The sequence below is a fragment of the Arthrobacter sp. E3 genome, assembly GCF_017353415.1.
Taxonomy (GTDB): domain Bacteria; phylum Actinomycetota; class Actinomycetes; order Actinomycetales; family Micrococcaceae; genus Specibacter.
This window is the reverse complement of sequence record NZ_JAFMPX010000011.1, coordinates 49,243-72,900: the sequence shown is the minus strand read 5'-3', so window position 1 is coordinate 72,900 and position 23,658 is coordinate 49,243. Positions and strand designations below refer to the sequence as shown.

The 23,658-nt window shown below is 60.0% G+C and carries 21 protein-coding genes; 4 read left to right on the top strand and 17 right to left on the bottom strand.

The features are described from left to right. Positions 1 to 14: 14 nt before the first annotated feature. The 6 genes from treZ to JMA46_RS07035 form a co-directional block, all read right to left on the bottom strand. On the bottom strand, positions 15 to 1,811 hold the full coding sequence (gene treZ / locus JMA46_RS07060; RefSeq protein WP_207344635.1) for a malto-oligosyltrehalose trehalohydrolase: 1,797 nt from the start codon (positions 1,809 to 1,811) through the stop codon (positions 15 to 17). A 26-nt stretch (positions 1,812 to 1,837) separates the two neighbouring features. After that, positions 1,838 to 4,168, bottom strand: a complete 2,331-nt coding sequence (treY, locus tag JMA46_RS07055) for a malto-oligosyltrehalose synthase (protein ID WP_207344634.1) — start codon at positions 4,166 to 4,168, stop codon at positions 1,838 to 1,840. After that, the gene (glgX, locus tag JMA46_RS07050) at positions 4,165 to 6,486 is read right to left on the bottom strand and encodes a glycogen debranching protein GlgX (RefSeq protein ID WP_207344633.1); all 2,322 of its coding nucleotides are present in this window, start codon (positions 6,484 to 6,486) and stop codon (positions 4,165 to 4,167) included. Before glgX ends, treY begins: the two co-directional genes overlap by 4 nt. 437 nt (positions 6,487 to 6,923) lie before the next feature. Then, a complete protein-coding gene (locus tag JMA46_RS07045; protein WP_207344632.1) occupies positions 6,924 to 7,139 on the bottom strand; it encodes a hypothetical protein in 216 nt (71 codons plus the stop codon). A 131-nt stretch (positions 7,140 to 7,270) separates the two neighbouring features. After that, positions 7,271 to 7,753, bottom strand: coding sequence for a pyridoxamine 5'-phosphate oxidase family protein (locus JMA46_RS07040; RefSeq protein WP_207344631.1), 483 nt, complete (start codon positions 7,751 to 7,753; stop codon positions 7,271 to 7,273). A gap of 195 nt (positions 7,754 to 7,948) precedes the next feature. Beyond that, the gene (locus JMA46_RS07035) at positions 7,949 to 8,503 is read right to left on the bottom strand and encodes a DNA starvation/stationary phase protection protein (RefSeq protein WP_207344630.1); all 555 of its coding nucleotides are present in this window, start codon (positions 8,501 to 8,503) and stop codon (positions 7,949 to 7,951) included. A gap of 151 nt (positions 8,504 to 8,654) precedes the next feature. Between JMA46_RS07035 and JMA46_RS07030 the strand changes: the two genes are divergently transcribed. Continuing rightward, the gene (locus JMA46_RS07030) at positions 8,655 to 9,632 is read left to right on the top strand and encodes a DNA topoisomerase IB (protein WP_207344629.1); all 978 of its coding nucleotides are present in this window, start codon (positions 8,655 to 8,657) and stop codon (positions 9,630 to 9,632) included. A gap of 59 nt (positions 9,633 to 9,691) precedes the next feature. Here the strand turns inward: JMA46_RS07030 and JMA46_RS07025 are convergent, their stop codons facing one another. From JMA46_RS07025 to JMA46_RS07005, 5 genes are all read right to left on the bottom strand, one after another. Continuing rightward, positions 9,692 to 10,384, bottom strand: coding sequence for a glycosyltransferase (locus JMA46_RS07025; RefSeq protein WP_207344628.1), 693 nt, complete (start codon positions 10,382 to 10,384; stop codon positions 9,692 to 9,694). Then, a complete protein-coding gene (locus JMA46_RS07020) occupies positions 10,381 to 11,742 on the bottom strand; it encodes a PIG-L family deacetylase (protein ID WP_207344627.1) in 1,362 nt (453 codons plus the stop codon). Before JMA46_RS07020 ends, JMA46_RS07025 begins: the two co-directional genes overlap by 4 nt. Next, positions 11,736 to 12,872, bottom strand: coding sequence for an acyl-CoA dehydrogenase family protein (locus JMA46_RS07015; protein ID WP_207344626.1), 1,137 nt, complete (start codon positions 12,870 to 12,872; stop codon positions 11,736 to 11,738). The genes JMA46_RS07020 and JMA46_RS07015 overlap by 7 nt, the downstream gene beginning before the upstream one ends. A gap of 37 nt (positions 12,873 to 12,909) precedes the next feature. Beyond that, a complete protein-coding gene (locus tag JMA46_RS07010; protein ID WP_207344625.1) occupies positions 12,910 to 13,173 on the bottom strand; it encodes a hypothetical protein in 264 nt (87 codons plus the stop codon). A gap of 89 nt (positions 13,174 to 13,262) precedes the next feature. Then, the gene (locus tag JMA46_RS07005) at positions 13,263 to 13,601 is read right to left on the bottom strand and encodes a hypothetical protein (protein WP_207344624.1); all 339 of its coding nucleotides are present in this window, start codon (positions 13,599 to 13,601) and stop codon (positions 13,263 to 13,265) included. A 618-nt stretch (positions 13,602 to 14,219) separates the two neighbouring features. Here JMA46_RS07005 and JMA46_RS06995 point away from each other — a divergent pair. Further along, on the top strand, positions 14,220 to 15,098 hold the full coding sequence (locus JMA46_RS06995) for a Rieske 2Fe-2S domain-containing protein (RefSeq protein ID WP_207344622.1): 879 nt from the start codon (positions 14,220 to 14,222) through the stop codon (positions 15,096 to 15,098). Between the two features lie 73 nt (positions 15,099 to 15,171). On the opposite strand, the gene JMA46_RS06990 is transcribed toward JMA46_RS06995, so the two are convergent. Together JMA46_RS06990 and JMA46_RS06985 are read right to left on the bottom strand one after the other, a co-directional pair. Then, entirely contained in the window at positions 15,172 to 15,645 is a 474-nt protein-coding gene (locus tag JMA46_RS06990) for a hypothetical protein (protein WP_207344621.1), read from the bottom strand. A 220-nt stretch (positions 15,646 to 15,865) separates the two neighbouring features. Beyond that, entirely contained in the window at positions 15,866 to 17,122 is a 1,257-nt protein-coding gene (locus JMA46_RS06985) for a phospholipase D-like domain-containing protein (protein ID WP_207344620.1), read from the bottom strand. 123 nt (positions 17,123 to 17,245) lie between these two features. Between JMA46_RS06985 and JMA46_RS06980 the strand changes: the two genes are divergently transcribed. Together JMA46_RS06980 and JMA46_RS06975 are read left to right on the top strand one after the other, a co-directional pair. Next, a complete protein-coding gene (locus JMA46_RS06980; protein WP_207344619.1) occupies positions 17,246 to 18,250 on the top strand; it encodes an alpha/beta hydrolase in 1,005 nt (334 codons plus the stop codon). A 128-nt stretch (positions 18,251 to 18,378) separates the two neighbouring features. Continuing rightward, positions 18,379 to 19,068, top strand: coding sequence for an SDR family NAD(P)-dependent oxidoreductase (locus tag JMA46_RS06975; RefSeq protein WP_207344618.1), 690 nt, complete (start codon positions 18,379 to 18,381; stop codon positions 19,066 to 19,068). A 23-nt stretch (positions 19,069 to 19,091) separates the two neighbouring features. Here JMA46_RS06975 and JMA46_RS06970 read toward each other — a convergent pair whose 3' ends face one another. From JMA46_RS06970 to JMA46_RS06955, 4 genes are all read right to left on the bottom strand, one after another. Next, complete coding sequence (locus JMA46_RS06970; protein ID WP_207344617.1) at positions 19,092 to 19,694, bottom strand: heme-binding protein; 603 nt, start codon at positions 19,692 to 19,694, stop codon at positions 19,092 to 19,094. Positions 19,695 to 19,740: 46 nt separating this feature from the next. After that, the gene (locus JMA46_RS06965; RefSeq protein WP_207344616.1) at positions 19,741 to 20,559 is read right to left on the bottom strand and encodes an IclR family transcriptional regulator; all 819 of its coding nucleotides are present in this window, start codon (positions 20,557 to 20,559) and stop codon (positions 19,741 to 19,743) included. 117 nt (positions 20,560 to 20,676) lie between these two features. Beyond that, on the bottom strand, positions 20,677 to 21,927 hold the full coding sequence (locus JMA46_RS06960; RefSeq protein WP_207344651.1) for an aminopeptidase P family protein: 1,251 nt from the start codon (positions 21,925 to 21,927) through the stop codon (positions 20,677 to 20,679). A gap of 72 nt (positions 21,928 to 21,999) precedes the next feature. Beyond that, the gene (locus JMA46_RS06955) at positions 22,000 to 23,376 is read right to left on the bottom strand and encodes an MFS transporter (protein WP_207344615.1); all 1,377 of its coding nucleotides are present in this window, start codon (positions 23,374 to 23,376) and stop codon (positions 22,000 to 22,002) included. Positions 23,377 to 23,658: the final 282 nt, after the last annotated feature.

Here is a 23,658-nt window from a genome sequence, read left to right as displayed (position 1 = left end):
CTCCATCAAGAGCCTTAAGCCCCAGACGTTTGTGCGAGGATGGCGGTGCTATGGCCGGGAAGCTCAAGTACGGCTTGACCTCCGCTGGAAACTACACGGGCGCCGTCGTCGGTAACGAGCAGCGGGACGGTTCCCTGGACTGGCACCTGCACCTGCTGAGCAGAGAAGTTCAGCGCCACGTCAATCCCGCCCCTGTGGAACACCAGCCACCGGGATTCTTCATCGTAGTCAACGGTGGTGCTGGCAAAACCCGGCTCGCTGAGCTCAGGGGTGGCCCGACGCAGGGCGATCAGCCGCCGGTACAAATCCAGCAGCTGGGCGTGATCCCCGACAGAAGCTTCGGCCCAGTTGAGTTTGGAACGAAGGAACGTCTCGGGGTCCTGCGGATTGGGCACCAATGCAGGATCCCACCCCATGCGTTCGAATTCCTCGAGGCGTCCGGCAGCAGTTGCTTCCGCAAGTTCCGGTTCGGGGTGGGAGGTGAAGAACTGCCACGGCGTGCTTGCCCCGTACTCCTCGCCCATGAACAGCATGGGTGTGAAAGGTGAGGCCAGGGTGGCCACGGCAGCTACGGCAAGCTGACCGTAGCCCAGGCTCTGGGAGAGCCTATCACCGGCAGCGCGGTTGCCCACCTGGTCGTGGTTCTGGCTGCACACCACCAGCGCGGAGGGGTGCGCCGCGCGAACGTCAATGTCCCTGCCGTGATGGCGGCCGCGGAAACTGGAGTAGGAGCCATCGTGGAAAAAGCCCTTTTCCAGCACCTTCGCCAGCGCCCCGACGGAATCAAAGTCGGCGTAGTAGCCCTCCGTTTCGCCGCTGACATTGACATGCAGGGCGTGGTGGAAGTCGTCGCTCCACTGCGCTCGCAGCCCCAGTCCGTGCTGCTCACGCGGATACAGCAAACGCGGATCATTGAGATCCGACTCCGCGATCATGGTCACCGGGCGCCCCACCTCGGTGGAGACCGCGTCGGCCAGTTCGCCCAACTCCTCCAGCAGCGTCCGCGCCCGCTCGTCCTTCAGCGCGTGCACGGCGTCGAGCCGCAAACCGTCCACATGGTAGTCCCGCAGCCACATGGCGGCATTCTCCAGGATGTATTGCCGGACGGTGTCGGACCCAGGCCCGTCAAGGTTGACTGAATCGCCCCACGTGTTGGCCGCACCCTCCTTGAGATACGGGCCATAGCGCGGCAGGTAGTTCCCGCTGGGACCCCAGTGGTTGTAGACCACGTCCTGGATGACGCCCATGCCGGCGCGGTGCGCGGCGTCAACAAAACGTTGGTAGGCCCTTGGACCGCCGTAGCCCTCGTGGACCGCATACCAAAGGACGCCGTCGTACCCCCAGTTGTGCGTGCCGTTGAAGCCGTTGACGGGAAGCAGCTCAATGAAGTCGATGCCCAACTCCACCAGGTAATCCAGCTTCCCGGTGGCCGCATCCAAGGTACCCTCAGGCGTGAACGTGCCCACGTGAAGTTCATAAATGACGGCACCGGTCAGCTCACGCCCCGGCCATGCCTGGTCACCCCAAGCATGCTCGGACGGGTCAAAGGTGCGCGAAAGCGAATGCACACCGTTGGGCTGACGGCGGGACCGCGGATCCGGCACGGCGTCGGCTTTCGCGCCAAGATGGTAGCCATACTCCACCTCGCCGTCGGCCGGTGCATCCGGGGCCGTCCACCAGCCCTCCTCCCCGGGAGCCTCATCGGGGCGGCGGGTCATCACATAGTCGCGGTCCCCAGCCAGCAGCGTCACGGACTCCACCTTCGGAGCCCACACGTCAAAGCGTCCGGCGCCTTGTCCCTGCAACCTCATCACCATCTTCCTTCCGTTGTGGCCGGCTAGGCCTGCACCGGCGCCAAAAGCGCAACCGGGTAGCTGTCCAAGATCTCCCCAACAAGAACTTCACCTTGGCTGAAGCTGCGCCCTGTTAGCTCGTCGCGCATGTCAACGTCCAGCCGCAGCAGCGTTTGCTTCCAGCCGCCCTTGCGTTCCAGCCCGCGCGGGAGCCTGGTGACCAGTGTCAAGGCGCCTTCGCCTGCAACATCGGCGCGGCTGAAGGCCAGCAGATGCTCCGCCGCCGTCCCATCGGCCTGCAGGGATGCGTATCCGCTGAACAGCTCCGACCGGTCACGACGCAGGCGCAGCGCACGCGAAGTCACCAGCAGTTTCGTTTCTTCTGCCAAGTACGACGCCGGGAGCTCGCCTTGGTCGAGCTTCTCCAGTGCCTGCCTGCGTGCGTTGAAATCGACGGGCCGGCGGTTGTCCGGGTCCGTCAGGGAGCGGTCCCAGAATTCTGTGCCCTGGTATACGTCGGGAACACCCGGCATGGTCAGCTGCACAAGTTTGGCGCCCAAGGCGTTGGAGGCGCCATAGGGTTCCAGTTTTTCAACTAGAGACTCCAGCTCCTGGTGCATCTCCGGGTTGTCGAACGCGGCGTCGACCACCTTTGCCAGCTGCTTTTCGTAGTTCTCATTCGGGTCAGCCCAATTGGTCCAGGTTCCTGCTTCCCGGGCAGCTTTTTGGGCGAACCCGTGAAGCCTGTCCCGCTCCGCCGGCCAGACCCCTGCAATGGCCTGCCACAGCAGGTTGGCCAGCGGCCCGTCAGGCAGCCGGGCAAGTTCCTGCGCTCGGTCAAGGAACTGACCCCAGTCAGGGGTGAGTTCGGCCAACGCCGAGATTCGCGCCCGTGTATCCTCGCTGCGTTTCGTGTCATGGGTGCTCAGCGTTGTCATGGAAAGCGGAATATGTTCCAGCCGGCTGCGCATCCGGTCATGGAATTCCTCCGGGGTGATGGCGAACTCCGTGGGGTCGGCACCCACTTCAGTCAATGTACCCAGCCGCGTGTGACGGAAGAAGGCGGTGTCCTCCACCCCCTTGGCCATGACCATGCCGGAGGTCTGTTGGAAGCGCCGGCCCAGCTCAGTTTCCTCGCCCGGCCCTGCCTTGAGCAGCAGCGGCAAAAGCAGTTCCACGGCTTCCTGCAGTTCCTGCCGCCGGCTGCTGGCAAGCTCACATGCTGTGCGCAGAATGTCCGCGCCTTCCGGCAGGTACGTGCGGTATACCGGGAACGCGGTGATGATCTCCGAGAGTGCATCGGCAAGCTGCTCCACGTCCGGCGATGCGCTCGCAGGCACCAGCCGGGCCAGCCGCAGCATCTCCGCATGGAGGATACCGTCCGTGATGCGGCGCTTGGTGCTGTGCATCATCGCCTCATAGTCGGAAGGCCTGCCTCCGCGCCACGTGGTGTCGATGGCGTCCAGTCCAGGCTCGCCGGCGTCGTCAATGAAGATCCGGTCTACGTCCGCCAGTGCGTCGTAGCCGGTGGTGCCTTCACAATCGAAGCTTGCAGGGAGAGATTCGCCGGGTTCAAGTATTTTTTCCACCAGCACGTACTCGCCGCCGATGGCTTCGCGCAGTTGATGCAGGTAGCCTTCGGGATCGGCAAGGCCGTCGGGGTGGTCGATGCGCAGGCCGTCAACCAGCCCCTCTTGGAACCAGCGGAGAATCTCCTGGTGCGTTTGTGCAAAGATGTGCGGGATTTCCACGCGGACTCCGGCCAGTGAGCTGACGGCGAAGAACCTGCGGTAGTTCAGGTCAGTGTCGGCCCGGCGCCAATCCATGAGCTCATAGTGCTGGCGGGCATGGACGTCGGCGGGCGCATCCTCCGGCGAGAAGGTGCCGGCGGCCAGTGGAAAGCGGTGCTCGTAGTAGCAAAGCTCGCCATCCTTGATTTCCAAGATATTGATGTCTTCGTCATCCGCCAGGATCGGGATCCTGATGCGCCCGTTGCCCGCAGCCCAATCGACGTCGAACGCTTCGGCCCAAGGAGAGTCCGGGCCATCCTTCAAGAGAGACCACCACCACGGGTTCTGGTGCGGGGTGGCCACGCCCATGTGGTTGGGGACAATGTCCACCAACACGCCCAGCCCAGCTTCCCGGGCTGCACGCGACAGTGCCAGTAGCCCTTCCGGGCCTCCGCGTTCGGGATCCACCGTGCTGGGATCAGTGACGTCGTAGCCGTGGGTGGAGCCCTGCTCAGCCGTCAGAATGGGGGAGAGGTAGACCCAATCCGCCCCCAAATCCTTCAGATACGGCACGGTCCGGGCCGCGTCCTGCAGCGTGAAATCGGCGTTGAGCTGCAGGCGGTAGGTGGACAAGGGGGCTTTCACGCTGATGCTCCGTCCGTTGCAGCCGCCGAGGATGGAGTCTCAGCCTTGGGCTCCTGAGACTCCGTCTCAGGAGCCACTTTTGGTTCCTGAGCTTCAGATTCAGACTTGGGCTCTTCCTTCTCAGCTTCCGTCTCTGGTTCCTCTGCCTTGGGTTCCTCTTCGGCGGCCATGGCGGCCAGGGAGGCCTCGGCGGAGTGGCCGACCACTTCCGCAGGTCCGGAGTAGGCACGCAGTACCGCCATGGACTTTGCCGAGAGTTCAAGCACGGTTTCGGCTTGGACAGGCTCCCGCGTGCCACTGCTGGAGGTATCGACCAAAACTTCCCAGAAGGGTGCGTGTTCCTTCGATGGAAGCTGGAAGTTGACGGCTTCAACGTCGGCGTTGAAGATCAGCAGGAAGTTTTTGTCGGTGATGTGCCGTCCACGCCGGTCTTTCTCCCGGATGCCGTCCCCGTTCAAGAAGACACCGATGCTGCGGCCAAAGCCACTGTCCCAATCCTCAGGCAGCATGGCAGCGCCGTCCGCCCTAAACCAGATGATGTCCGGAAGCGCACTATCCTCCCCGCGGAGCACCGGCCTGCCGTCGAAGAAGCGGCTGCGCTGGAAGATGGGATGTTCGGCACGAATCTTGCTCACCATGGCGGTGAACTCCACGAGGGGTTGGTCCACGGCATCCCAGTGCACCCAGCTGATCTCTGAATCCTGACAATACGTGTTGTTATTACCTTGCTGGGTTCGGCCAAGCTCGTCCCCGTGCAGGATCATCGGAACGCCTTGGGAAAGCAGCAGCGTCGCGATGACGTTGCGCTGCTGGCGGGCACGCAGCGTCAGTACTGTTTCGTCATCCGTGGGCCCTTCCGCACCGCAGTTCCACGAGCGGTTGTGAGACTCGCCGTCGTTATTGTCTTCGCCGTTGGCATCATTGCGTTTCTCGTTGTAGGAAACCAAATCGCGCAGGGTGAAGCCGTCGTGGGCGGTGACGAAGTTAATGGAGGCCACCGGGCGGCGCCCGGAATTCGCGTAGAGATCTGCTGAACCAGTCAGCCGTGAAGCGAACTCACCAAGAGTTGACGGCTCCCCTCGCCAGAAATCACGCACGGTGTCACGATATTTACCGTTCCATTCAGTCCACTGTGGCGGGAAGTTGCCCACCTGGTAGCCGCCAGGGCCAACATCCCAAGGTTCGGCGATGAGTTTGACCTGGGAGATGACTGGATCCTGCTGGATGAGTTCAAAAAACGTGGAGAGTTTGTCCACGGCGTAGAATTCGCGGGCCAAGGTGGAAGCCAGATCAAACCGGAAGCCGTCAACATGCATCTCCGTCACCCAGTAGCGCAGCGAATCCATGATCAGTTGCAGCGAATTGGGATGGCGAACATTCAGCGAGTTTCCGGTGCCGGTGTAATCCATGTAGTACTGCCGGTCGTCTTCGACCAGACGGTAGTAGGCGTCGTTGTCGATGCCCTTGAAGGAAAGAGTGGGACCCAGATGGTTGCCCTCTGCAGTGTGGTTATAGACCACGTCAAGGATTACTTCAATGCCTGACCTGTGGAGATCCCGGACCATTGCCTTGAATTCCTGGACCTGGTTTCCCTGATCGCCTGTGGAGCTGTACGTGTTCTGCGGGGCGAAGAAGCCAATGGTGTTGTAGCCCCAGTAGTTGCTGAGCCCCTTCTCCATCAGGGTTCCGTCATTGACGAACTGATGGACAGGCATCAGCTCAACAGCAGTAATGCCGAGTTTCTTGAAATGTTCAATCATCACCGGATGTGACACACCCGAATAGGTGCCGCGTTGATCCACCGGGATTTCTTCGTGAAGCTGGGTCAGTCCTTTGACGTGTGCTTCGTAGATAACTGACTCGTGGTACGGGACGCGCAGTTGACGGTCCCCGTCCCAATCAAAGAATGGATTGATGACTACGCTGTACATCGTGTGCGGGGCAGAGTCGTCCTCCTGCCGAGCTTCCGGGTTCTCAAACTGATAAGAAAAAAGGGCTGGATCCCAGTCGATTTGTCCGTGAATGGATTTCGCATACGGGTCCAAAAGTAGTTTGTTGTCGTCGAAGCGCAAACCATTTTTCGGCTCGTATGGACCATGGACGCGGTAGCCGTATTGCTGGCCGGGTTGGACTTCCGGAAGGTAGCAATGCCAAACGTGGCCGTCAACCTCCTCGACATTGATCCGGGTTTCCGTCAGATCATCAGCCAAAAGACAGAGAACCACCTTTTCGGCGTGCTCACTAAAAAGGGAGAAATTGGTGCCAGTGCCATCGAATGTGGCTCCCAATGGGTAGGCGTTTCCGGGCCAGACTTCCAAGTTTCCTCCAGAGAAGAGTTGCTGAATGAGACATGCGGCTTACTAGTGCAGTTTATGTACTGCACAGTACAGGACCCAAACCAGCCGCTCTATGAGCTTTAGTGCTGTCGCCTCCTGATGCAAGTGAATGGTTTACTGCGGAACGGAACTGGATCCGCCGCTTTGTCGGGCGGAGTCTGCACGATGCCGGAGCAAATGATCACGATGCCGGAGCCACTGATTCAGCGCAGTTGTTTAGAAAGGGGCCCGTTCGACCATGACGAAAGAAGAAGCAACTGTTTGGTGTAGGACCCCGTAAGGAATTTGGATATGCCCAATTTGTTCGTCTGTATGCCTACTGCACTGAGGCGCGATTCGGCAGCCAATATTTTCTATAGTCACCCAGCTGCGCATGACCACGGCCAGCCCTCCGCCGGAGCGGAGGACCGGCCGTTACTTTACTTTTTTTCCTCGAGCTTCAAAGCGATTCCCAAAGCGAAGAACGTCGGTGCCCAATGACCAATGAAAATGCCCCAGCGATCTGATTGAGCTTTGGAATGGTTTTTCTTGGTTCGGCTGACAAGCCACGAGCCCAGTGATAGTGCTATGGATGCGAAGCCACCGGCGTACGCGTATTCGCTCTTGATTCCTGCGTTGTGCAACATCTCGATCATGTGAACTCTCCTTCAGGGAAGCGGGTAGGACTCTTCGACTCTGCCACAACCCCGCACAAATCTGAAGTGTCATATTTGAGCCGGAGCTGGCGGGCCAATACTGGAAAAGCAGCAGACCGGGCACATCAGGTCTATAGATCCACTGTTTCGCTTTCACCTGCATCGATTTGCGTGTCCGTCAATCGGGCCTTGGCCCAATGAAATGCCATGGTGATTGCTCCACCGGGGGAGTTCCAAAACTGCGCCCCTTCGGGACGGACTCGAATGAGTGCCAGTTCAGGCGAGCCAGGTCCTTCCGGGAAAAACGCGGCGGCAGCTTCGTTCCACAGCTCACGGGCCTTGGGTTCACTGGTGATAGTCACTGCTGAACCACGCAATGAGAGCCATTCCCCCTTACCGCTGAAGGAAAGATTCACTTCTGATTCCGTGCCAATTTCTGCCACGGTTGCACCGTCGGAAGACGTGAAGAACCATAGTTCCCCATTGTCCTCGGTTTTGATGACTGTCATGGGCCGGCTGTGCAGGGCGTCTTCTGCCCCGCTGACGGTGAACATGCACACTGGGTTGTCGCTGATAATCTCGAATACTTTTTTGCGGTTGTCAGTCGTTGACATGTGTTCGGTCCTTCCGTTGTACTGCACTTTCAGTGGCGAAGCCGCCAACATGATTCCACGCCTCTTCCCACGCGACCCGGGATGACGCTTTTGAGGCTGGTCCTGCGGATGAGCCCCAAAATCATCCATCCACTGGAACCTCTGACGACTCCTTGTAGGAGTGGCGAGGAAGCAAAATTGCGCAGGCAGAAAGAACTACTTGCCTGCTTTGGTGTCAGTCGATTTCTTGGACGGCTCATGGAGCTGGCCGTCGCTGTCTTCCAGATGTGCGCGCATGAACCACTGGAAGAGTTCCAGCTGGGCAGTGTGTCCGATGAGCATGTCTTCGGTGACTGGATCCGTGTCTCCGGCAACGGAAATTGCATCCCTCTGACTGGAGACCAGCCCGTCATAGACGACGTCAAGCGCCGCCAAATGCTCGGCAGTACCTGCCCTGCCTAGGGAATAATCATCCCAACTGCGGAACTTCACGAGTGCACCGGGCAGACCATTCGGCGAAATTCCCAGCGTGGCCATCCGCTCGGCTGTTTCGTCGATCATGGCCCTGACGAGCTCGATCTGCGGATCGAGCATTTGGTGGACACCAATGAAATCCCTGCCCACCACGTTCCAATGTGCGTGCTTCAGTGTGAGCTGAAGATCGTTGAGCGCGTGGAGCCGTCCTTGCAGGAGTTCGCCCACCTTGTGGCCGTCTGTCAGCGACAACCCGGGGACCGTGTACGTGGCTTTGGAAACGTTCTTGGAAACCATAAATATCTCCTCACATAAAGTGCTGAATGAGCTTCTACGCCTTGCTATAGCTATGCAACTACATGTCTTGATGGTTGCGCAAGGCCACAACGCTCAAGTTATAGGAGCCTTTCTACTGGCCAGGAGCAACCTGAGGTGTTTGACTTGGGCGATGGAACCACTTGCACGGGTCGAGCCAGGGGCCGGCGGAATTGAACGACGCGTTGCCGGACGCGGTTTCACTTATGTTTCTTCGAATGGGCGGCGTATTCGGACCGAATCCCGGCTTGAACGGATTCGTAGCCTGGCAATTCCACCGGCGTGGTCCCACGTGTGGATCGCTTCTGCACCCAATGCCCACATCCAAGCCACCGGAGTGGACGCGGCAGGCCGCACCCAATATATTTACCACCCACGGTGGAGGGAAATACGGGACGAGGAGAAATTCATCCGTTCGCTCGCATTCGGTCAGCGTTTGCCGGCACTTAGACGAGCCGTCACCCGCGATTTGAAACAGAATGACAATGCCCGGCGTCGCGCTTTGGCCGCTGCCGTCCGGCTCATGGACAAGGTCGGCATGCGCGTCGGCGGAGCAGCATACGCGGCGGAGAACGGCTCCTTTGGTGCGACAACCCTGCAGCGGCGCCACGTCAGCATTGAAGCTGACGTGGTGCACCTAATGTTCCGGGGCAAATCAGCCGGTGAGTGGGATGTGAGCATCAACGACTCTTTGCTGCAGGACTACTTTGCGTCCATCCCGCACACTCCCCGCTCCAGTCCGGCACTGTGCCACGCATCCTTCTCAGGGCGTCGGAAACTGTGGCATGCGATCTCCGACACTGAAGTTAATGGCTACCTGGGAGAGGTGGCGGGGCACGGGTTCACCGCCAAGGACTTCCGGACCTGGCAGGGCACAGTAGTGGCCTCGATTTCCCTGGCCCGGTCGCAGCGGGCAGGCTCCAGTTCTCCCGAGGCAATCACGGCGGCAATACGGGATGCCGCGGATTGGCTCCACAACACCCCTACAGTCGCCAAGGAATCTTATATAAACCCCCGGGTCATCGGTCTCTTTGAGCAGGGCAAAGTCGCAGATCTCAAACGCCAAATAGACAGTGCTGTCTTGGCGCTGCTTACAGGTGGACATGGCTGAAGCCGCGCTCAGCTGGGTGGCGTTGATGTCTTAATCACATAGGCGTGTCTCAGAGCGCTCTACAGACTTGCAAGGAAATCGGCGAAGCCGCCCTCCACCCTTCCCTGCAGGCGTCCTGAGGTGCGAACACGACAGGAATCCGTAGCGTGGACTAAGAAGCCCCGTGAGCGCGCGCTCACAACGAATTGGTGGTCCTCATGCAAGCCAATATTTGCAAAGCCGCCCAGGGCCGTGAAAATGTCCGCTCGGAAGCCCAGATTGGCACCGTGAATGTGCGGGTGACCCTCACGGAGGTCATGGCTGGCATGCCACTGCGCCAACCGTGCAGCGGAAAGTTCCGTGTGAAAGGGTTCAACCGTGCCGACCAGCACGTCCGCGCCAGCCACAGCCAGGGAGTAGTGGTGTTCCAGCCACTGCGGCGGTACTGCACTGTCGGCATCTGTATTGGCGATCCACAACCTTACCGGCTCCACGCGGGACGCTGACATCACTGCAGCTATCCCCGCATTGCGGGCAGCCCCAACCCGGCCCGCGGCGATCCTGCGAATCCGCACATGGGGGTGGTGTGCCAGAATTTGCGCGGAGGTGTCGGTGCAACTGTCTAACACCACCGTGAGGGAGATCTTGACCTGCGGAAACTTCAACGTCAGACGGCGCGCGGATTCGTCGAGGGCTGACAGAGCCCGGGGGAGTAAGCGGGCCTCATTCCTAGACGGAACGACGACGGCGATCTCCTCCACGTCGTCGTTCACGGGCTCTCCTGAAGCTGGAACACCTCGAGCAAGAAGTCCTGTTCAGCATAGGAGCCAAGCAGTGAAAGGTGCTTGTTGGCACGAAGCAGCCGGTGGACGTCGTCGCCTCCCAACGGCCAGCCATCAATTGGATGGCGCCAGTGGCATGCCACCAAGTATGCATCCATCAGTGCTGAACCAACCATTCGTTCCACAGCTTCCGAAAGTTCCGTTGCCGTGAAGTAGTACCCGCTTTCGGAGAGCACAAACAAATCGAAGCATCCGTCCGGCCAGTCTCGCGGCAGTGTGGAAAGAATAATGTCAACGTTGCCGGCCAGTGCCAGCCGTTGTGTGGCAGTGGCGACCGCTTCCGCACTTGCGTCGGCTCCGGTGATTAGATCGCATCGGGTTGCCAGATCAGCAGTGAGCGCTCCAGTTGAGCAGCCCAGTTCCAAGGCTGAATGGAAACGGTCACGGGGCAACGTTCCGAGCAGCAGCGCACGTTTGCGCCGCTCGTACCACGACGTCGGGTCCCATGGTTCGGCACCATCGACGTGAATGGCATCGAACTGGGTGGCAAGCCACTGCTGTGAATCAACGCCCGACGGTGTGAAGTGCCCGGCCGTATCAACGAACGTTTCAAAGCTCCGCTCGAAGTGCGACAACAGAGCGGGGGACAAGAGAGTCTCATCCCCTGCTGCGTCAGAGAGAGGCTCAATTTGAGAGATGTGGGCGGACATGGCCGCGGCCTTCACCGCCTGTTCTTTCTCACCCAACGCCAACTTGCGCAGCGCAGGCCAGGGCACGTCATGGTTTTCAGGGGAAGCCCAATGCCACAACCAGATGGGATATTCCAGCAACATGCTGCCTGTCGCTGCAGCTGCCTTGGCTGCCACTGCTCCAGCGGCGTCGTGGTCCGTGTGACCGTCCGCGGACCAGGGGGCCACTATCAATGTGGCACTGCCACCGGGCTGAGCGGCGGTTGTGATTTCCCGCTCCAGCTCGAGCGAATGGGCAACAACTTGGCCGTCGGGCAGCCCCAGCACCTTGTGCCGCGCACTCGGGGCGAGGGTTTCCAACGCTTTTTCAAGCTCGATGACCCGCCGCGCGGCAAGCCGTCCCGGTGTGTGGGTGGGGGAGGAAGGATGTGAGTTCTCTCCTAAAGTGGCAACGAGTACCTGAATGTCCACCCCCCGGACGGCCGCAAGTTGCAGCAGCCCGGCGGCGCCGAGGGTTTCGTCGTCGGGGTGGGCAGCGACAACCACAATCTTCGTCAATGCGTCCCAGTCGAGGCTCAGAACGGGCATGCCGGCAATGAGGGGGCTGGCCAGCCATTCCGCTTCGGCAGTGGTTTTCTGATCGTGGGTGAAAGCTACCATGGCGGTGCTCCGCCGTCGGTGGCTGACACCTCGAGCACTGCACTGCCGTGCGCCGCGAGGGAGCGTTCGGCATGGTCTTGGCGGAGGTATAGCTCCAGATCAGCTACACGCTGGGCATGTTCGGGTTCGAACGCCAGCGGCTCCGGCCCCATGCCGTGCGCTGTTAGCGTCAGGATGCTCTCCGCGGTTGAGACTGCGGTGGCCCGGACCCGCGCGGCGATGAGAGCAGGGGTGTCAAGGGTGGGAGTAGGGACGGAAGTGCCCGCCGCGGGCGGGTCGACCACGGCCGCCGCCGACTGGAAGGAAGACCGGGAGGACCACAGCGCTTGATCGGCGCTGCCAAGCTGCCACAGAGCGATCTGATCCGGTTCGCGGGAGAGACAATGTCGGTGCAGGCGCCTGGCCAGGGCTGTCGCCGCGCCGTGCCAGATGGCTGCGACTCCCACACCGCCCCAAGAGAATCCAGGCCTTTGCGTGTACCAGCCCGCACCGCCAACTGGCACGGCAGGAACGTTGGCCAGCAAGAGGCCACGGCTTGGCACAGTTGGCAGCCCCATTGCGCTCCAGGGCCGTCCAGTGGTGGTGATCCCTGGCTGGCGCAAATCGATGGCGAACAGCTGCATGCCTACATCCGTCCTTGCCGTGACAAGTGCGTGGCTGAGATCATCCGCGAGCGAACACCAGGGCTTGTGCCCGTCTAGTCGCCAGCCGTCCTGCGCCGGGGTGGCCAGCAACTGTTGGCCTGGTCCTTGTGCAGCAAAGACACCCCAAGTGGAGTCATCTGGATGCATCCCTCCTTGGCCGCCTTGGTCGAGAATGGCCAAGGCATCCAAATGTGGTTCGATAACCCTTGCAGCTGTGAGGTCCGCGGCCCCGAGGGTGGCCAAGGACTCCCACAGTTGCAGGGTGTTCCCTTGCTGAGGGCGGGGCAGGCTGTGTCCGAGCTCGCGCGCGAGTTCCAGCAGCGCAGGAATGTGCCCGCTGCAGCTGGAAGCCGCTTCGTGGAGATCATGCAAAAACGTCGTAATGTCCGTACCTGCTGCGCTCGGATTGCCAAGACGCACGCCAAAAGCTGACGGGGTCTCGTAGTGATCGCCTGCTGCAGACGGTCGAGGAAACGTTGATGACATTCTGCCGCCTTCTCGGGGATAAAGGGTGCGGTTCCGGCTAGGCCCCGGAAGCGTCTTCGTCGGGCTCTGAAGAGAAGGACTCACGGTCTCCGCGTGCGGAGTCGGCGTTGCCGTCGTTGATTGGTGCATCTGTCGAAGGCGCCTCCAACGGTTGCTCGTCCGCCGGACCGGAAGTGCTCGCGTGGCCGGCGGGCATTTCTTCCTCAGGCGTCGGGGATCCGTACCCGGATTCCTTGGGCACTGATGCCGGCTTGCTGTTGTTGGCGGGATCGTTTGCCGCCACGTCTTTGTCGTTGCTCATGATTTTCTCCTTGTATGTTGTTTTCTTGGTTGTAGACCTGTTGCTGTTATTTGCGAGCAATACCGTGCGATATCAGGTGTCGTACCATATCAGTTTGCGGGGCCCGGGGGCACGGCGCCACCTTCATCGGCCCAATCCTGGCCCACTTCGTCATTCAAGGCGGGGTCGGAGTCCACATCGGGGAGAGTTTTGGTTTCGACAGCGGCAGCTTCCCTGCGGCCCACCACCCTGCCAAACAGGCGGAAACCGAGGTCCTTCGATTCTTCCTTGATCGAATCTTCCAAATTCTGCACTGTTTCCTGTACGGTGTCCGTCTCCCAGAGGGCGCGTGCATTATGTTTCAAGCTTTCATACCCGCGGTGTCCCACGCGGGTGCCTGCGACGTAGCCAACCGCCAGTCCCGCTATAAACGTCAACTTTGCTTTCATGGACATCTCCTTGTCTGAGCGTGCGGCGTGTTTCGGTAGTTTATTGCTGCAAGGCCGCCGCGGAAAGTGGACATAACTCCAGTTCTGCGGTTTTCCCGGCGACGCGCTAAACCCCACTGTAACCACTAACGGCTTCAATGAAGCGAGATGATGGTGAACCTCTGCGCGAGGCAGGCACAAAGCCCTTGTTTGAGGTGCGGATTTTGGCAAAGATGGGACTACGAATCAATGAACGGACCGAATCGCATGCAAATTCTGATCAAACTCCTTAGTCTCGGCGCAAGTTTGGGCACCGGAGCACTTGCCCGAAAGGGACTGGACACGGTCTGGCGGAAAAGTACCGGACATGAACCGCCCAGGGAAACGCAGAACCTCAACAATCCACTGCCAGGGGTGTTGGTTTTTGCTGTCGCCACCGCTCTGACGGGCGCTGTCATCCAAGTATTGACTCAGCGTGCCGCTAAGAAAACTGCACTAAAACTGGAACGCAACGCGAACTGAACAACGACCACCGCTGTGAAAAGTATCCGGACAGACTGGATGGGACAAGAATGGAAAATCACGCTTAATCTCAAAACCCGTTGGAATCGAGCCGCTTGAAGCGGCAAGGAGGCTGTGATGGAAACACTTTTGCCGTTTAAAATGCTGGATGGGCTGGAAAACGCGTACGTCTTGGATGGGGCTGTGGCAGCTGTTAGACAAATGGTCCGCCAAGTTATCCGTCCGGGGCCGGTCAAGGACATCCTTCATGGAGTGCCCACGGGACACCCTGTGCACCCGCTCGCAGTGCAAATACCAATAGGTGCTTGGACTTCGGCCGTGTTTTTGGACTTTGTTCCTGGCGCCAGCACTGCGTCGAGGGTTCTTATTGCTGTCGGCTTGGCGAGCGCCGCCCCTGCCGTGTTGTCGGGCTTGGCGGACTGGCTGGAACTGCACCCCCAACATCAGCGGGTGGGGTTGGTGCATTCCGCAGCCAATGCGACAGGAGCGCTTCTGTTTGGGGCATCCCTGGTGCTGCGATGCACCAAACGAAACAGGGCAGGAACTATTGCCTCCGCAGCGGCACTTGCCATTGTTGCTTTTGGCGGGACACTTGGCGGACAGCTGGCCTACCGTTTGGCAGCTGGCGCGAACCATGCCGAATCCGTGCCCCACCTCGTGAGCTCGGGCTGGCACCCAGTGGACAGGCTGGCGAACATAGCGCCCGGCAAACTTACGAAGCGCATGGTGGGGGAGGTATCCGTCTTGGTGTGGCGTGTTGCCAACGGGCAGGCGACGGTGCTGTCCAACGAGTGCTCACACCTCTCCGGACCGTTGAGCGACGGAGAGGTTTTGGAGGTCAAGGGGGTTCCATGCGTGGAATGCCCTTGGCATGGGAGCAGGTTCTCACTTGCCACTGGACAGGTGACAGGTGGGCCAGCCACGTCGCCGCAGGCGTTCTTTGAAACGAGAGTTGTGGAAGGTGTACTTGAGGCTCGGCTCCCCCACGCCGGGTAGGAAACGTTAAACGGCGGTTTCTTCCAAAGACATGCGATGAGGCATCTTGTTACGGCTGTGCCCTGTAGCTGATCTATTCTTTGGCTGGGGCAACTTCCTCCGCGTAGGTCTTTCCTTCCTCATCCGTATAGAGGAGGAGGTCGGGCGTCTGCTGGTTCCTCTCCGCCTCCATGGCCCGCTGAGTGGGAGGCGCATCAATGGCTGAGCGATCAGCGTCGCCTAGTACGGCTCCCAAGCCCTTGGAGTCCGTCGTCGTTTCGCCGGCCGGTATGTGCTCGCCCTGCCCGCGAGAGCCTTCGGTCTCCGCCACGAGACTTTGCCCGTTTTCTGCAAAGGTTTGAGCCCCCGTGCGCTGCCAGCTCACATGGACGGTGGCAGATCCGTTCTCAAAAGTTTCCACAGAGGTTTTGATCTGGTCATCAAGGGCGCCCATAGTGCGCAACTTCTGCTGGTAGGACGCGATCAGCTCTTCCATTGATTCATCGGTCCATTCGCCCGGCCCCATGCGCGTGGATATCTCGACTGGTTCATTGTTGCCGTCGTTCATTTTCGTCCTTCCGGTTTGTTGATTTCTGCTGGTCCCTACCCTAGCGGTGCTGCCAGTTAAATCAATTGTTGAAAAGATAAATCTTCTCGGTGTCACTTTTCGGGGCAGGCGACAAAAATGAATGAACCGGGGCCAACAAATTTGGCAAACCAACCGGGGGTATCATCCTGAGATACGCTCCGCTGAACACTCCAAAATGAAGTTGTCTACAAGCTGGACTTCAGAGGAGGGGGCGTAGGGGGATGAGTACTGTTTCGCTGAAGCGGGCTAGGAGGGATCGGTGCTGCCATTCGTCCATGGTCAGGACTTTGCTGTTCTGGCTGTCTACTTCGAATATTCTTTGCATGTCTGAGGCGAAATCCTCGTCGTGGATTTCTAGGTTGATCTCGTAATTGCCGGTCAGGCTTAGTCTGTCGATGTTGGCGCTGCCCACGGTTGACCAGCCGCCGTCGATCGTGGCTGTTTTGGCGTGGATCATCGCGTTTCGGTAGAGGAGGATGGTCACGCCGTCCTCCAGCAGAGAACGGTAGAACCCGCGCGAGAGCCAGTCCGAGAGGATGTGGTTTGAATCTTGCGGGAGGATGATTCGAACATCCACCCCGCGCCTGCTGGCAGCTTGTAGTGCCCTGAGGATTTGCTGGTCAGGGATGAAGTAGGCCATGGTGACGTAGATGTGGTCCTGGGCCCGGGTGATCGCGTCCAAGTAGACCCCACGGATCGGGTAGACCAGATTCGCGGGCATGTTGTTGACAGTCCGGATCCGTGGTTCCCACACGTCTGGGTTGGTGTGGGGAACCTCCGGGGTGGTTCCGGAGGCGTTCTCGTTCCAGACGTTCACGAACGCTTGGCGAAGGTCCCACACGGACGGGCCCACGAGCCTCAGGTGGGTGTCGCGCCATTCGGTGGCGTACAGGGACCCGATGTTGTAGCCGCCCACGAATCCGATCTGAGAATCGACGATCAGGAGTTTGCGGTGGTCCAGCCCCGTGCTCCGAAGTGTTTTGGTGAGCATAGAGGTACGGATCACGGGAAAACGGTGGACGTGCACGTCCGGGTGGAACCGGAAAAACGAGGATGGCACAACCAAGTTCGCGAATCCATCGTAAATGACAAAGACGTCCACGCCCCGGCCGGCCGCTTCGTTGATGGCGTCTTTGAATTCCTGCCCGGTTTCGTCGTTCTTCCAGATAAAAGTCTCAAGCAGGATGCTGTCTTTAGCTTCACGGATTGCCTGGAGCATGTCCCGATACAGGTCTGCACCGTAGGTGTAGGTTGTGACATCTGTGTCAGCGATGGTTCTGTCAAAGATGCCGGGGTGTGGGAAGCCTTTGCGTTTGCTTCGACCCCTTTTTTTGATCAGGTCCAGTACTACCAGTCCCGTGATCACCGCGCCTTGAACCCCCGCGAATGCCAACAGCGAGCGGGCCACGGTCTTCCGAACGACTTCAGCAACGGGATCAGTGAACGATTCATCCATTCCCAGAGTCTAACTGCTGGAGCGAGCCGCAAGCCCACCAGGTGCGCGCGGCGACAACGACGGACGTGTGGGGAGATCGTGCACAACCACCCTCAACAGGAGCACGCCGGTAGAGTAGGCAAAATGACCACTCCAGAGCGTAAACACACTGCAGCAGGCCAGCCGGGAGATGCCCTCTCCGCCAGCCGGGCCGACGTCGCCCTCTTCTGGACGGCGCGTATCCTGTCCGTGGTTGGTGTGATCGTGGCAGCCGTTGCAGCCTTCCTTACAGGCGCCATGCTGATACACGGTCAGCCCGCGTATGCAGTTCTGCTTAGTGTGATTTTCCTGGCCGGGGTAGTGGCTGCCCTGCGCTTCTGGGGCAGGCGAACTGCGACGCAAGCAAGGTTCAAAGCCCTCCGGTGGATTGCAGCCGCCGTATTCGCCACAGCATTGGCCATGGCGCTGTGGCTTGTACCGTCCACTGCAACTGAACCCTCGCTCTCAGCCATGAAATCCGACGCCAAGGTCACCGTTTCCGAGACGCCGGAGCAGATTGTCTTGAGCCCAGCTGGAGCAGTGAGCGAGCTCGGAGTGTTTTTCCAGCCCGGAGCCCGTGTCGATGCACGCGCATACGCCGCGTTCCTGCGGCCGTTGGCCGAAGCAGGCCACACCGTGGTCATACCGAAGCAGCCATTTGGCATCGCCTTCCTGTCCACTGGCGCCTTCAATGCGGCACGGGCAGAGCACCCGCCCGTTGACCGCTGGGTGGTTGGAGGCCACTCGCTGGGAGGCACCGTCGCTGCGATCGACGCCCAGTCCCACTCCGCTCCTTCCGGCGACGGCGTGGTGGGGCTCATGCTGTACGCCTCCTACCCGGCAACTGACATGAGCACGCTGACGGCAAAGGTGCTCTCGATCTCCGGTTCAAACGATGGATTGGCAACACCTGAAAAAATCAACGCGTCGAAGGCCAACCTGCCGGCAAAGACCACCTACACGGTCATTGAAGGCGGGGTGCATGCGGACTTCGGCAACTATGGACCCCAAGCCGGCGATGGTCAACCGGACATCAGTCCCGACACCGCACGCAAGGAAATCACCGAGGCCAGCCTGACGTTCGTGAAGTCGCTGAGCAAGCAGGGGTAGTCCGGAGTTCGTCGCTCAAATCTAGGCGGTACGGGATCATTCGCTGCTGCCATGTGCGTCCTCCTCAATCCGGCTCCGGCAACTTCCGGCCATTGTGTGAACACTTGACCTGTTGTTACGCTTCGGCCATGACAGACTTACGCGATGCCCATCTGCTGGTTGTTGGCGCCACGGGCGGGCTTGGGACCGCCATCTCCCGCCGGTTGGTCCAGGAAGGGGCACGCCTCACGCTTGCAGGGCGGAACGAGGCGAAACTTTCTGCTCTGGCCGGAGAACTCGGCGATGGGGTTGTTGCAACTGTGACTGCTGACCTCAGCATCCCGGGTGGTCCAGCTACCGTGGCTGCTGCAGTGGCAGAAGGTGGTGGGCTTGACGGTGTGATTTATGCGGCCGGTGTAGTTGCATTCGGGCCGTTGGAGGAACTGGACGACGATACGTTCGATGAGCTGCTGCTGCTGAACTTCGTTGCTCCTGTGCGGTTGTTGCGGAGTTTGCTGTTGCAGCTGAATCCAGGGTCCGTGGTGGTGCACCTCAGCGCTGTTGTGGCAGAAACTCCGATGAAGGGTATGGCCGCATATTCGGCGACCAAAGCTGCATTGACCGGTTTCAGCACAGCCATGGCCGCGGAACTGCGCCGGCACAAAATACGGGTTCTCGATGTCCGCCCCCCGCACACGCAAACCGGACTTCATTTGCGCCCCATCTCCGGAACTCCACCGAATCTGCCCCAAGGCTTGGATCCGGACGCTGTTGCAGACCGGATAGCGGCAGCCATCGCGGACAACGAGGCAAGCCTTCCTGCTTCCGCCTTTGGCTAGAGGTGCGGAAGCGAAGCTGCTGATCAATGTCCGGAAGCGGCCGGAGAGCTGTTGAAAAGGTCAAGCATTATTTCGTTGCGGCGCATGAACCATGGCTTGAACGGTGGGTCGAATTTGGCGAATCTTGGTGGACCGACGCACGTGAGTCCTGCCGCCCCCACAGCCTCTCTGAGCTTCTCAAGATGGCGCCGATAGCTCTCCGTGCTCCACCGGCCGCTGAATCTGATGACCGCAGCCCGGGCCTCCGGAACCACGCGCAATTGCACCTGTGAGCTGGTGGGCTGCGGTGCGTTCTCCAAGGTGAAACCTTCGGGCAGAACAAAGGCAACCCGGAACTTTTTCGTCTCGGCGCTGCCGGAGGCATCCTCCATTCCCTGCTGCACAACGGGAGCGGTCATCTGGATTTTTTCCGACTCAGCGTCCTGCACCACCGGTGCCGTCATGGCGATCTTGCGGTTTGAGCGGTTCTCACCGCCGATGTAGGAAAAAAGGTACCGAAATGCGCGGTTGCCGGCGTCTTCGAAGGAACCCTCGATGATGACCTCGGCAAGAAGATGTTCGGGGTAACGACGAACCTCAAAGTCGGTGAATTTTTGCTCAATCTGGTACGGCTGTTGTTCCGTCATGTCACCAAGCTACGCCTGCAGGTTCGTTTGCGCCATGGATGCAGGATCAGTGGGTTGGTGCCCCGCCAAGCCTGAGCGTGATGATGTGGGCACACTGCTTCGCAGCCTCACCCAATGTCTGCAGCTGTTCCGGGGACACCCGGAACCGGGGTGCCGGGATGAGGACGGCAGCCACCGCTTCTCCTCGGTGGTCGAAGACCGCCGAGGCCACACCCACCTCATCCATGGATGACTCGCCATAGTTGGTGGCATAGCCACGCTTGGCGACATCGGCGAGCCGCACTAAATAGGCCTCCAAGCCGGTTTCGTCGAGACCGGCAAAATGGATGGTGCCATTAACCATGAGTTCACGCACCCGTTCCTCGGATTCCAGGGAAAGGAAAACCTGCACCGAAGAACTCATCGCATCACGGTAGCGGGCACCAAGAGGTGCGGTGTGCTTCACCTGCTGGGGGCTGGGGATTTGTTCCACGCACATGGACTCGCGGCCGTTCCACACCATCAAGGCACTGGTCTCGGCGGTGCGCTCGGTCAGGCGCTGGAGAATGGGATAGGCCACGCGCCGTTCATCCAGCTCCGCCAGCAGCGGCCCCGCCATGGCGATCAGGCCAAGCCCCAGCTTGTACCGGCGTCCATCCGAGCCGCGCTCCACCAGCTCTTCCTGCTCCAAGGTGACCAGAAGTCGGGACACCGTGCTCTTGTGCATGCCAATTCGGTCTGCAATCTCCGTGACGCCCAACAGTGGCTCCGCAGCGGAAAAACACCGCAGCACGGCGATCGCGTTCACAATGACAGAGGTGCCGCGCGCATCGGTGGTGCCGTTCCCGGCGTCGGACTTCACTGTTGCAATACTCATGGAAACCATCTTTCCTTATCCCGCCACATTTCTGCATGGAAGCACAAATGCAGATGTGCTGTGGCGACCTGGCCGGCCACCACAGCACATCTGCCTTGCTTGAAAATGCTGTGACTTACCTGCTGGCTAAACGTCGACGATGTTGTGTTCGGGACCGAACCCGAACTTCGTGATGTTCTCAGCGCCGTCCTCGCCGACCACCAGGATGTCGTGCTCACGGTAGCCGCCGGCGCCGGGCTGGCCGTCTAGAACAGTGATCATCGGCTCCATGGAGACCACCATGCCCGGCTCCAGCACGGTGTCGATGTCCTCGCGCAGTTCCAGTCCGGCTTCGCGGCCGTAGTAGTGGGAGAGGACGCCGAAGGAGTGGCCGTAGCCGAACGTGCGGTTGGCGAGCAGGCCGCGGTCTACGTAGATTTCATTCAGTTCCGCGGCGATGTCCTTGCAGACGGCGCCGGGCTTGATGAGTTCCAGTCCGCGGCGGTGGACCTCAACGTTGACGTTCCACAGCTCCAGCGAGCGGGCATCGGGCTCGCCGAGGAACAGGGTGCGCTCCAAGGCGGTGTAGTAGCCGCTGGTCATGGGGAAGCAGTTCAGTGACAGGATGTCGTGTTCTTGCAGTTTGCGGGTGGTGGCCCAGTTGTGGGCGCCGTCGGTGTTGATGCCGGACTGGAACCATACCCAGGTGTCGCGGATTTCGGAGTCGGGGAAGGTCTTGGCGATCTCGTGCACCATGGCTTCGGTGCCGATCAAGGCGACTTCGTATTCGGAGATGCCGACCTTGATGGCGTTGCGGATGGCTTCGCCGCCGATGTCGCCGATGCGGGCGCTGTGCTTGATGACTTCGATTTCTTCTGCGGACTTGATCATGCGCTGGCGCATGGCGGCCTGGGCGACGTCGACAAGTGTGGCGCCGGGGAATGCTGCTTGGATCTTGTTGCGGTTGTCCAGGGGCAGGGTGTCATCTTCGACGCCGAGGCGGCGGACGGTGACGCCGCGGGTGCGCAGTGCTTCCTGGATGGCGAAGATGTAGTTGTCGCGGCGCCAGTCCGTGTACACGATGTTGTCGCCGTAGCTGCGGCGCCACGGCATGCCGGCGTCGATGTTGGCGGTGACGGTGACGGTGTCGTTGGCCGTGACGACCATGGCGTAGGAGCGGCCGAAGTAGGTGAACAGGAAATCGGAGTAGTACTTGATCGAGTGGTAGCTGGTCAGGACGACGGCGTCCAGGTCCTTTGCTGCCATGATTTCCCGCAGGCCGGCGATGCGGCGCTCGAGTTCGGCGTCGGAGAAGGTCAACGGCACCTTCGTCCCGTTGTGCAGCACCTTCAACCGCTCCAGCTCGGAGACGTTGGTTGCGGTGGTGGGAAGGCTCATGCTCATGATTGCTCCTTGATGATGTTGCGTATGTAGATTGCGAGGTAAGTCTGGGATGCCATGGTGCGGCTATTACGTGAGAAGTGGTGCCTTGGAGGTTTCCTTGGCGAGGGACACTGCGATCAGGGATACGACGGCGGCTCCCATCAAGTACCAGCCCGGTGCGATGTGCGAACCGGTGACATTGATCAGCAGTGTCGAGACGAAGAGTGCCGTGCCGCCAAAGAGTGCGTTCGAGAGGTTGAAGCTCACGGCGAATCCGCTGTAGCGGACCTTGGTGGGGAACAGCTCAGCCAGGAAGCTGGGCAGCGTGCCGTCATTGAGGGTCAGCATGGCGCCCAAAAGGATCTGGACCAGGATGATGACGAGGAAGTTTCCTGTGGACAGGAGCATGAAGGCCGGAACCGTCAGCAGCACGAAGAGGATCGATGCGGTGATCAGCACCCGCTTCCGGCCGAACTTATCCGATGCCATACCGGTGAGGAAGATGAAGCCGATGTAGGTGGCAAGGGCAACCGTGGTGGCCAGGAAGGACAGTGAGGCGTCCAGTCCCACCACGTCATGGAGGTAGGTGGGCATGTAGCTCAGGATCACGTAGAAGCCGACAGCGTTCAGGACCACTGAACCAACGGCGATCAAGAGTGTGCGCCAGTGTTCGCGGAACATGGCCAGGACGGGGGCCTTGATGGCTTCGTCTTCCTGTTCCAGCGCCAGGAATGCCGGGGTGTCCTCCAGCTTGACGCGAATGTACCGGCCGATCAGACCCATGGGGGCTGCCAGCAGGAACGGCAGGCGCCAGCCCCAGGAGTTCAACTGGTCGGGGGAGAGGGATACGGAGAGCAACAGCGCAATCAAGGAGCCCAGCAACAGGCCGGTGGCCGTGCTGGCCGGCACGACGGCGGCGTACAGGCCGCGCTTGTTCGGCGGGGCGTACTCAACAAGGAACGCCGAGGCGCCAGCGTACTCGCCGGCTGCGGAGAAGCCCTGCACGAGACGGATGATCAGCAGCAGGATGGGTGCCCAGATGCCGATGATGTTGTAGTCGGGGATCAGCGCAATGGCAAAGGTTGCCGCGGACATGATCAGGATGGACAGCGACAGGGCGTTCTTGCGACCGACCCGGTCTCCGATGTGGCCCCAGATGAATCCACCGAGGGGGCGGACGAAGAAGGATACTGCGAAAAGGCCGAAAGTCAGCAGCAGGGCTGTCTGCCCGTCAGCTTCGGGGAAGAATACGTGGGAAATGGTGACCGCGAGGTAACCGTAGACGGCGTAGTCAAACCATTCGACAAAGTTGCCGATGAAGCTGGCACCGACAACTTTTCGCAGGGTTTGCTTACTGGGGCCGGTGCCGTCATCAGGACGAGGCTGGCCGCTCAAGGTTAAGTTGCCAGCTGCATTCGGCACCTTTGCCGAGTATCCGGAACCTGGGAGGTTGCTATTTGTCATTGAATCCACCAAAAAGTTTGGGGTTGCGTCTTACGCAACGCTGTTGCACCAGACTATGTGTGTCCTGGGTCACTGTCAACGGTTTTTCGATACCGACTGCAAATAACTTTTATTCCAAGCTCCATCTGAGTGGGATATTCGTGGGCTCAGCATCACTCGTCAGAGTAATTCGAGTTGTTTCACTCTACGCAACTCTGTTGCATATCTAGTGGCAGCGGCCTGGAATTTATGGGGAACCCCAAGCCGCTGTCAGTAGGGCAGGCACGTGTGCTCTCCGTATCA

What these genes read in the sequence shown, in the direction of transcription:
- JMA46_RS07035 (WP_207344630.1), bottom strand. Translation starts at nt 8,503, where the DNA reads ATGGTTTCCAAGAACGTTTCCAAAGCCACGTACACGGTCCCCGGGTTG.
- JMA46_RS06980 (WP_207344619.1), top strand. Translation starts at nt 17,246, where the DNA reads ATGACCACTCCAGAGCGTAAACACACTGCAGCAGGCCAGCCGGGAGAT.
- JMA46_RS06985 (WP_207344620.1), bottom strand. Translation starts at nt 17,122, where the DNA reads ATGGATGAATCGTTCACTGATCCCGTTGCTGAAGTCGTTCGGAAGACC.
- JMA46_RS06970 (WP_207344617.1), bottom strand. Translation starts at nt 19,694, where the DNA reads ATGACGGAACAACAGCCGTACCAGATTGAGCAAAAATTCACCGACTTT.
- JMA46_RS06965 (WP_207344616.1), bottom strand. Translation starts at nt 20,559, where the DNA reads ATGGTTTCCATGAGTATTGCAACAGTGAAGTCCGACGCCGGGAACGGC.
- JMA46_RS06960 (WP_207344651.1), bottom strand. Translation starts at nt 21,927, where the DNA reads ATGAGCCTTCCCACCACCGCAACCAACGTCTCCGAGCTGGAGCGGTTG.
- JMA46_RS06975 (WP_207344618.1), top strand. Translation starts at nt 18,379, where the DNA reads ATGACAGACTTACGCGATGCCCATCTGCTGGTTGTTGGCGCCACGGGC.
- JMA46_RS07045 (WP_207344632.1), bottom strand. Translation starts at nt 7,139, where the DNA reads ATGATCGAGATGTTGCACAACGCAGGAATCAAGAGCGAATACGCGTAC.
- JMA46_RS07040 (WP_207344631.1), bottom strand. Translation starts at nt 7,753, where the DNA reads ATGTCAACGACTGACAACCGCAAAAAAGTATTCGAGATTATCAGCGAC.
- JMA46_RS07030 (WP_207344629.1), top strand. Translation starts at nt 8,655, where the DNA reads ATGGAACCACTTGCACGGGTCGAGCCAGGGGCCGGCGGAATTGAACGA.
- JMA46_RS07020 (WP_207344627.1), bottom strand. Translation starts at nt 11,742, where the DNA reads ATGGTAGCTTTCACCCACGATCAGAAAACCACTGCCGAAGCGGAATGG.
- JMA46_RS06990 (WP_207344621.1), bottom strand. Translation starts at nt 15,645, where the DNA reads ATGAACGACGGCAACAATGAACCAGTCGAGATATCCACGCGCATGGGG.
- JMA46_RS07010 (WP_207344625.1), bottom strand. Translation starts at nt 13,173, where the DNA reads ATGAGCAACGACAAAGACGTGGCGGCAAACGATCCCGCCAACAACAGC.
- treZ (WP_207344635.1), bottom strand. Translation starts at nt 1,811, where the DNA reads ATGAGGTTGCAGGGACAAGGCGCCGGACGCTTTGACGTGTGGGCTCCG.
- JMA46_RS06995 (WP_207344622.1), top strand. Translation starts at nt 14,220, where the DNA reads ATGGAAACACTTTTGCCGTTTAAAATGCTGGATGGGCTGGAAAACGCG.
- JMA46_RS06955 (WP_207344615.1), bottom strand. Translation starts at nt 23,376, where the DNA reads ATGACAAATAGCAACCTCCCAGGTTCCGGATACTCGGCAAAGGTGCCG.
- JMA46_RS07005 (WP_207344624.1), bottom strand. Translation starts at nt 13,601, where the DNA reads ATGAAAGCAAAGTTGACGTTTATAGCGGGACTGGCGGTTGGCTACGTC.
- JMA46_RS07015 (WP_207344626.1), bottom strand. Translation starts at nt 12,872, where the DNA reads ATGTCATCAACGTTTCCTCGACCGTCTGCAGCAGGCGATCACTACGAG.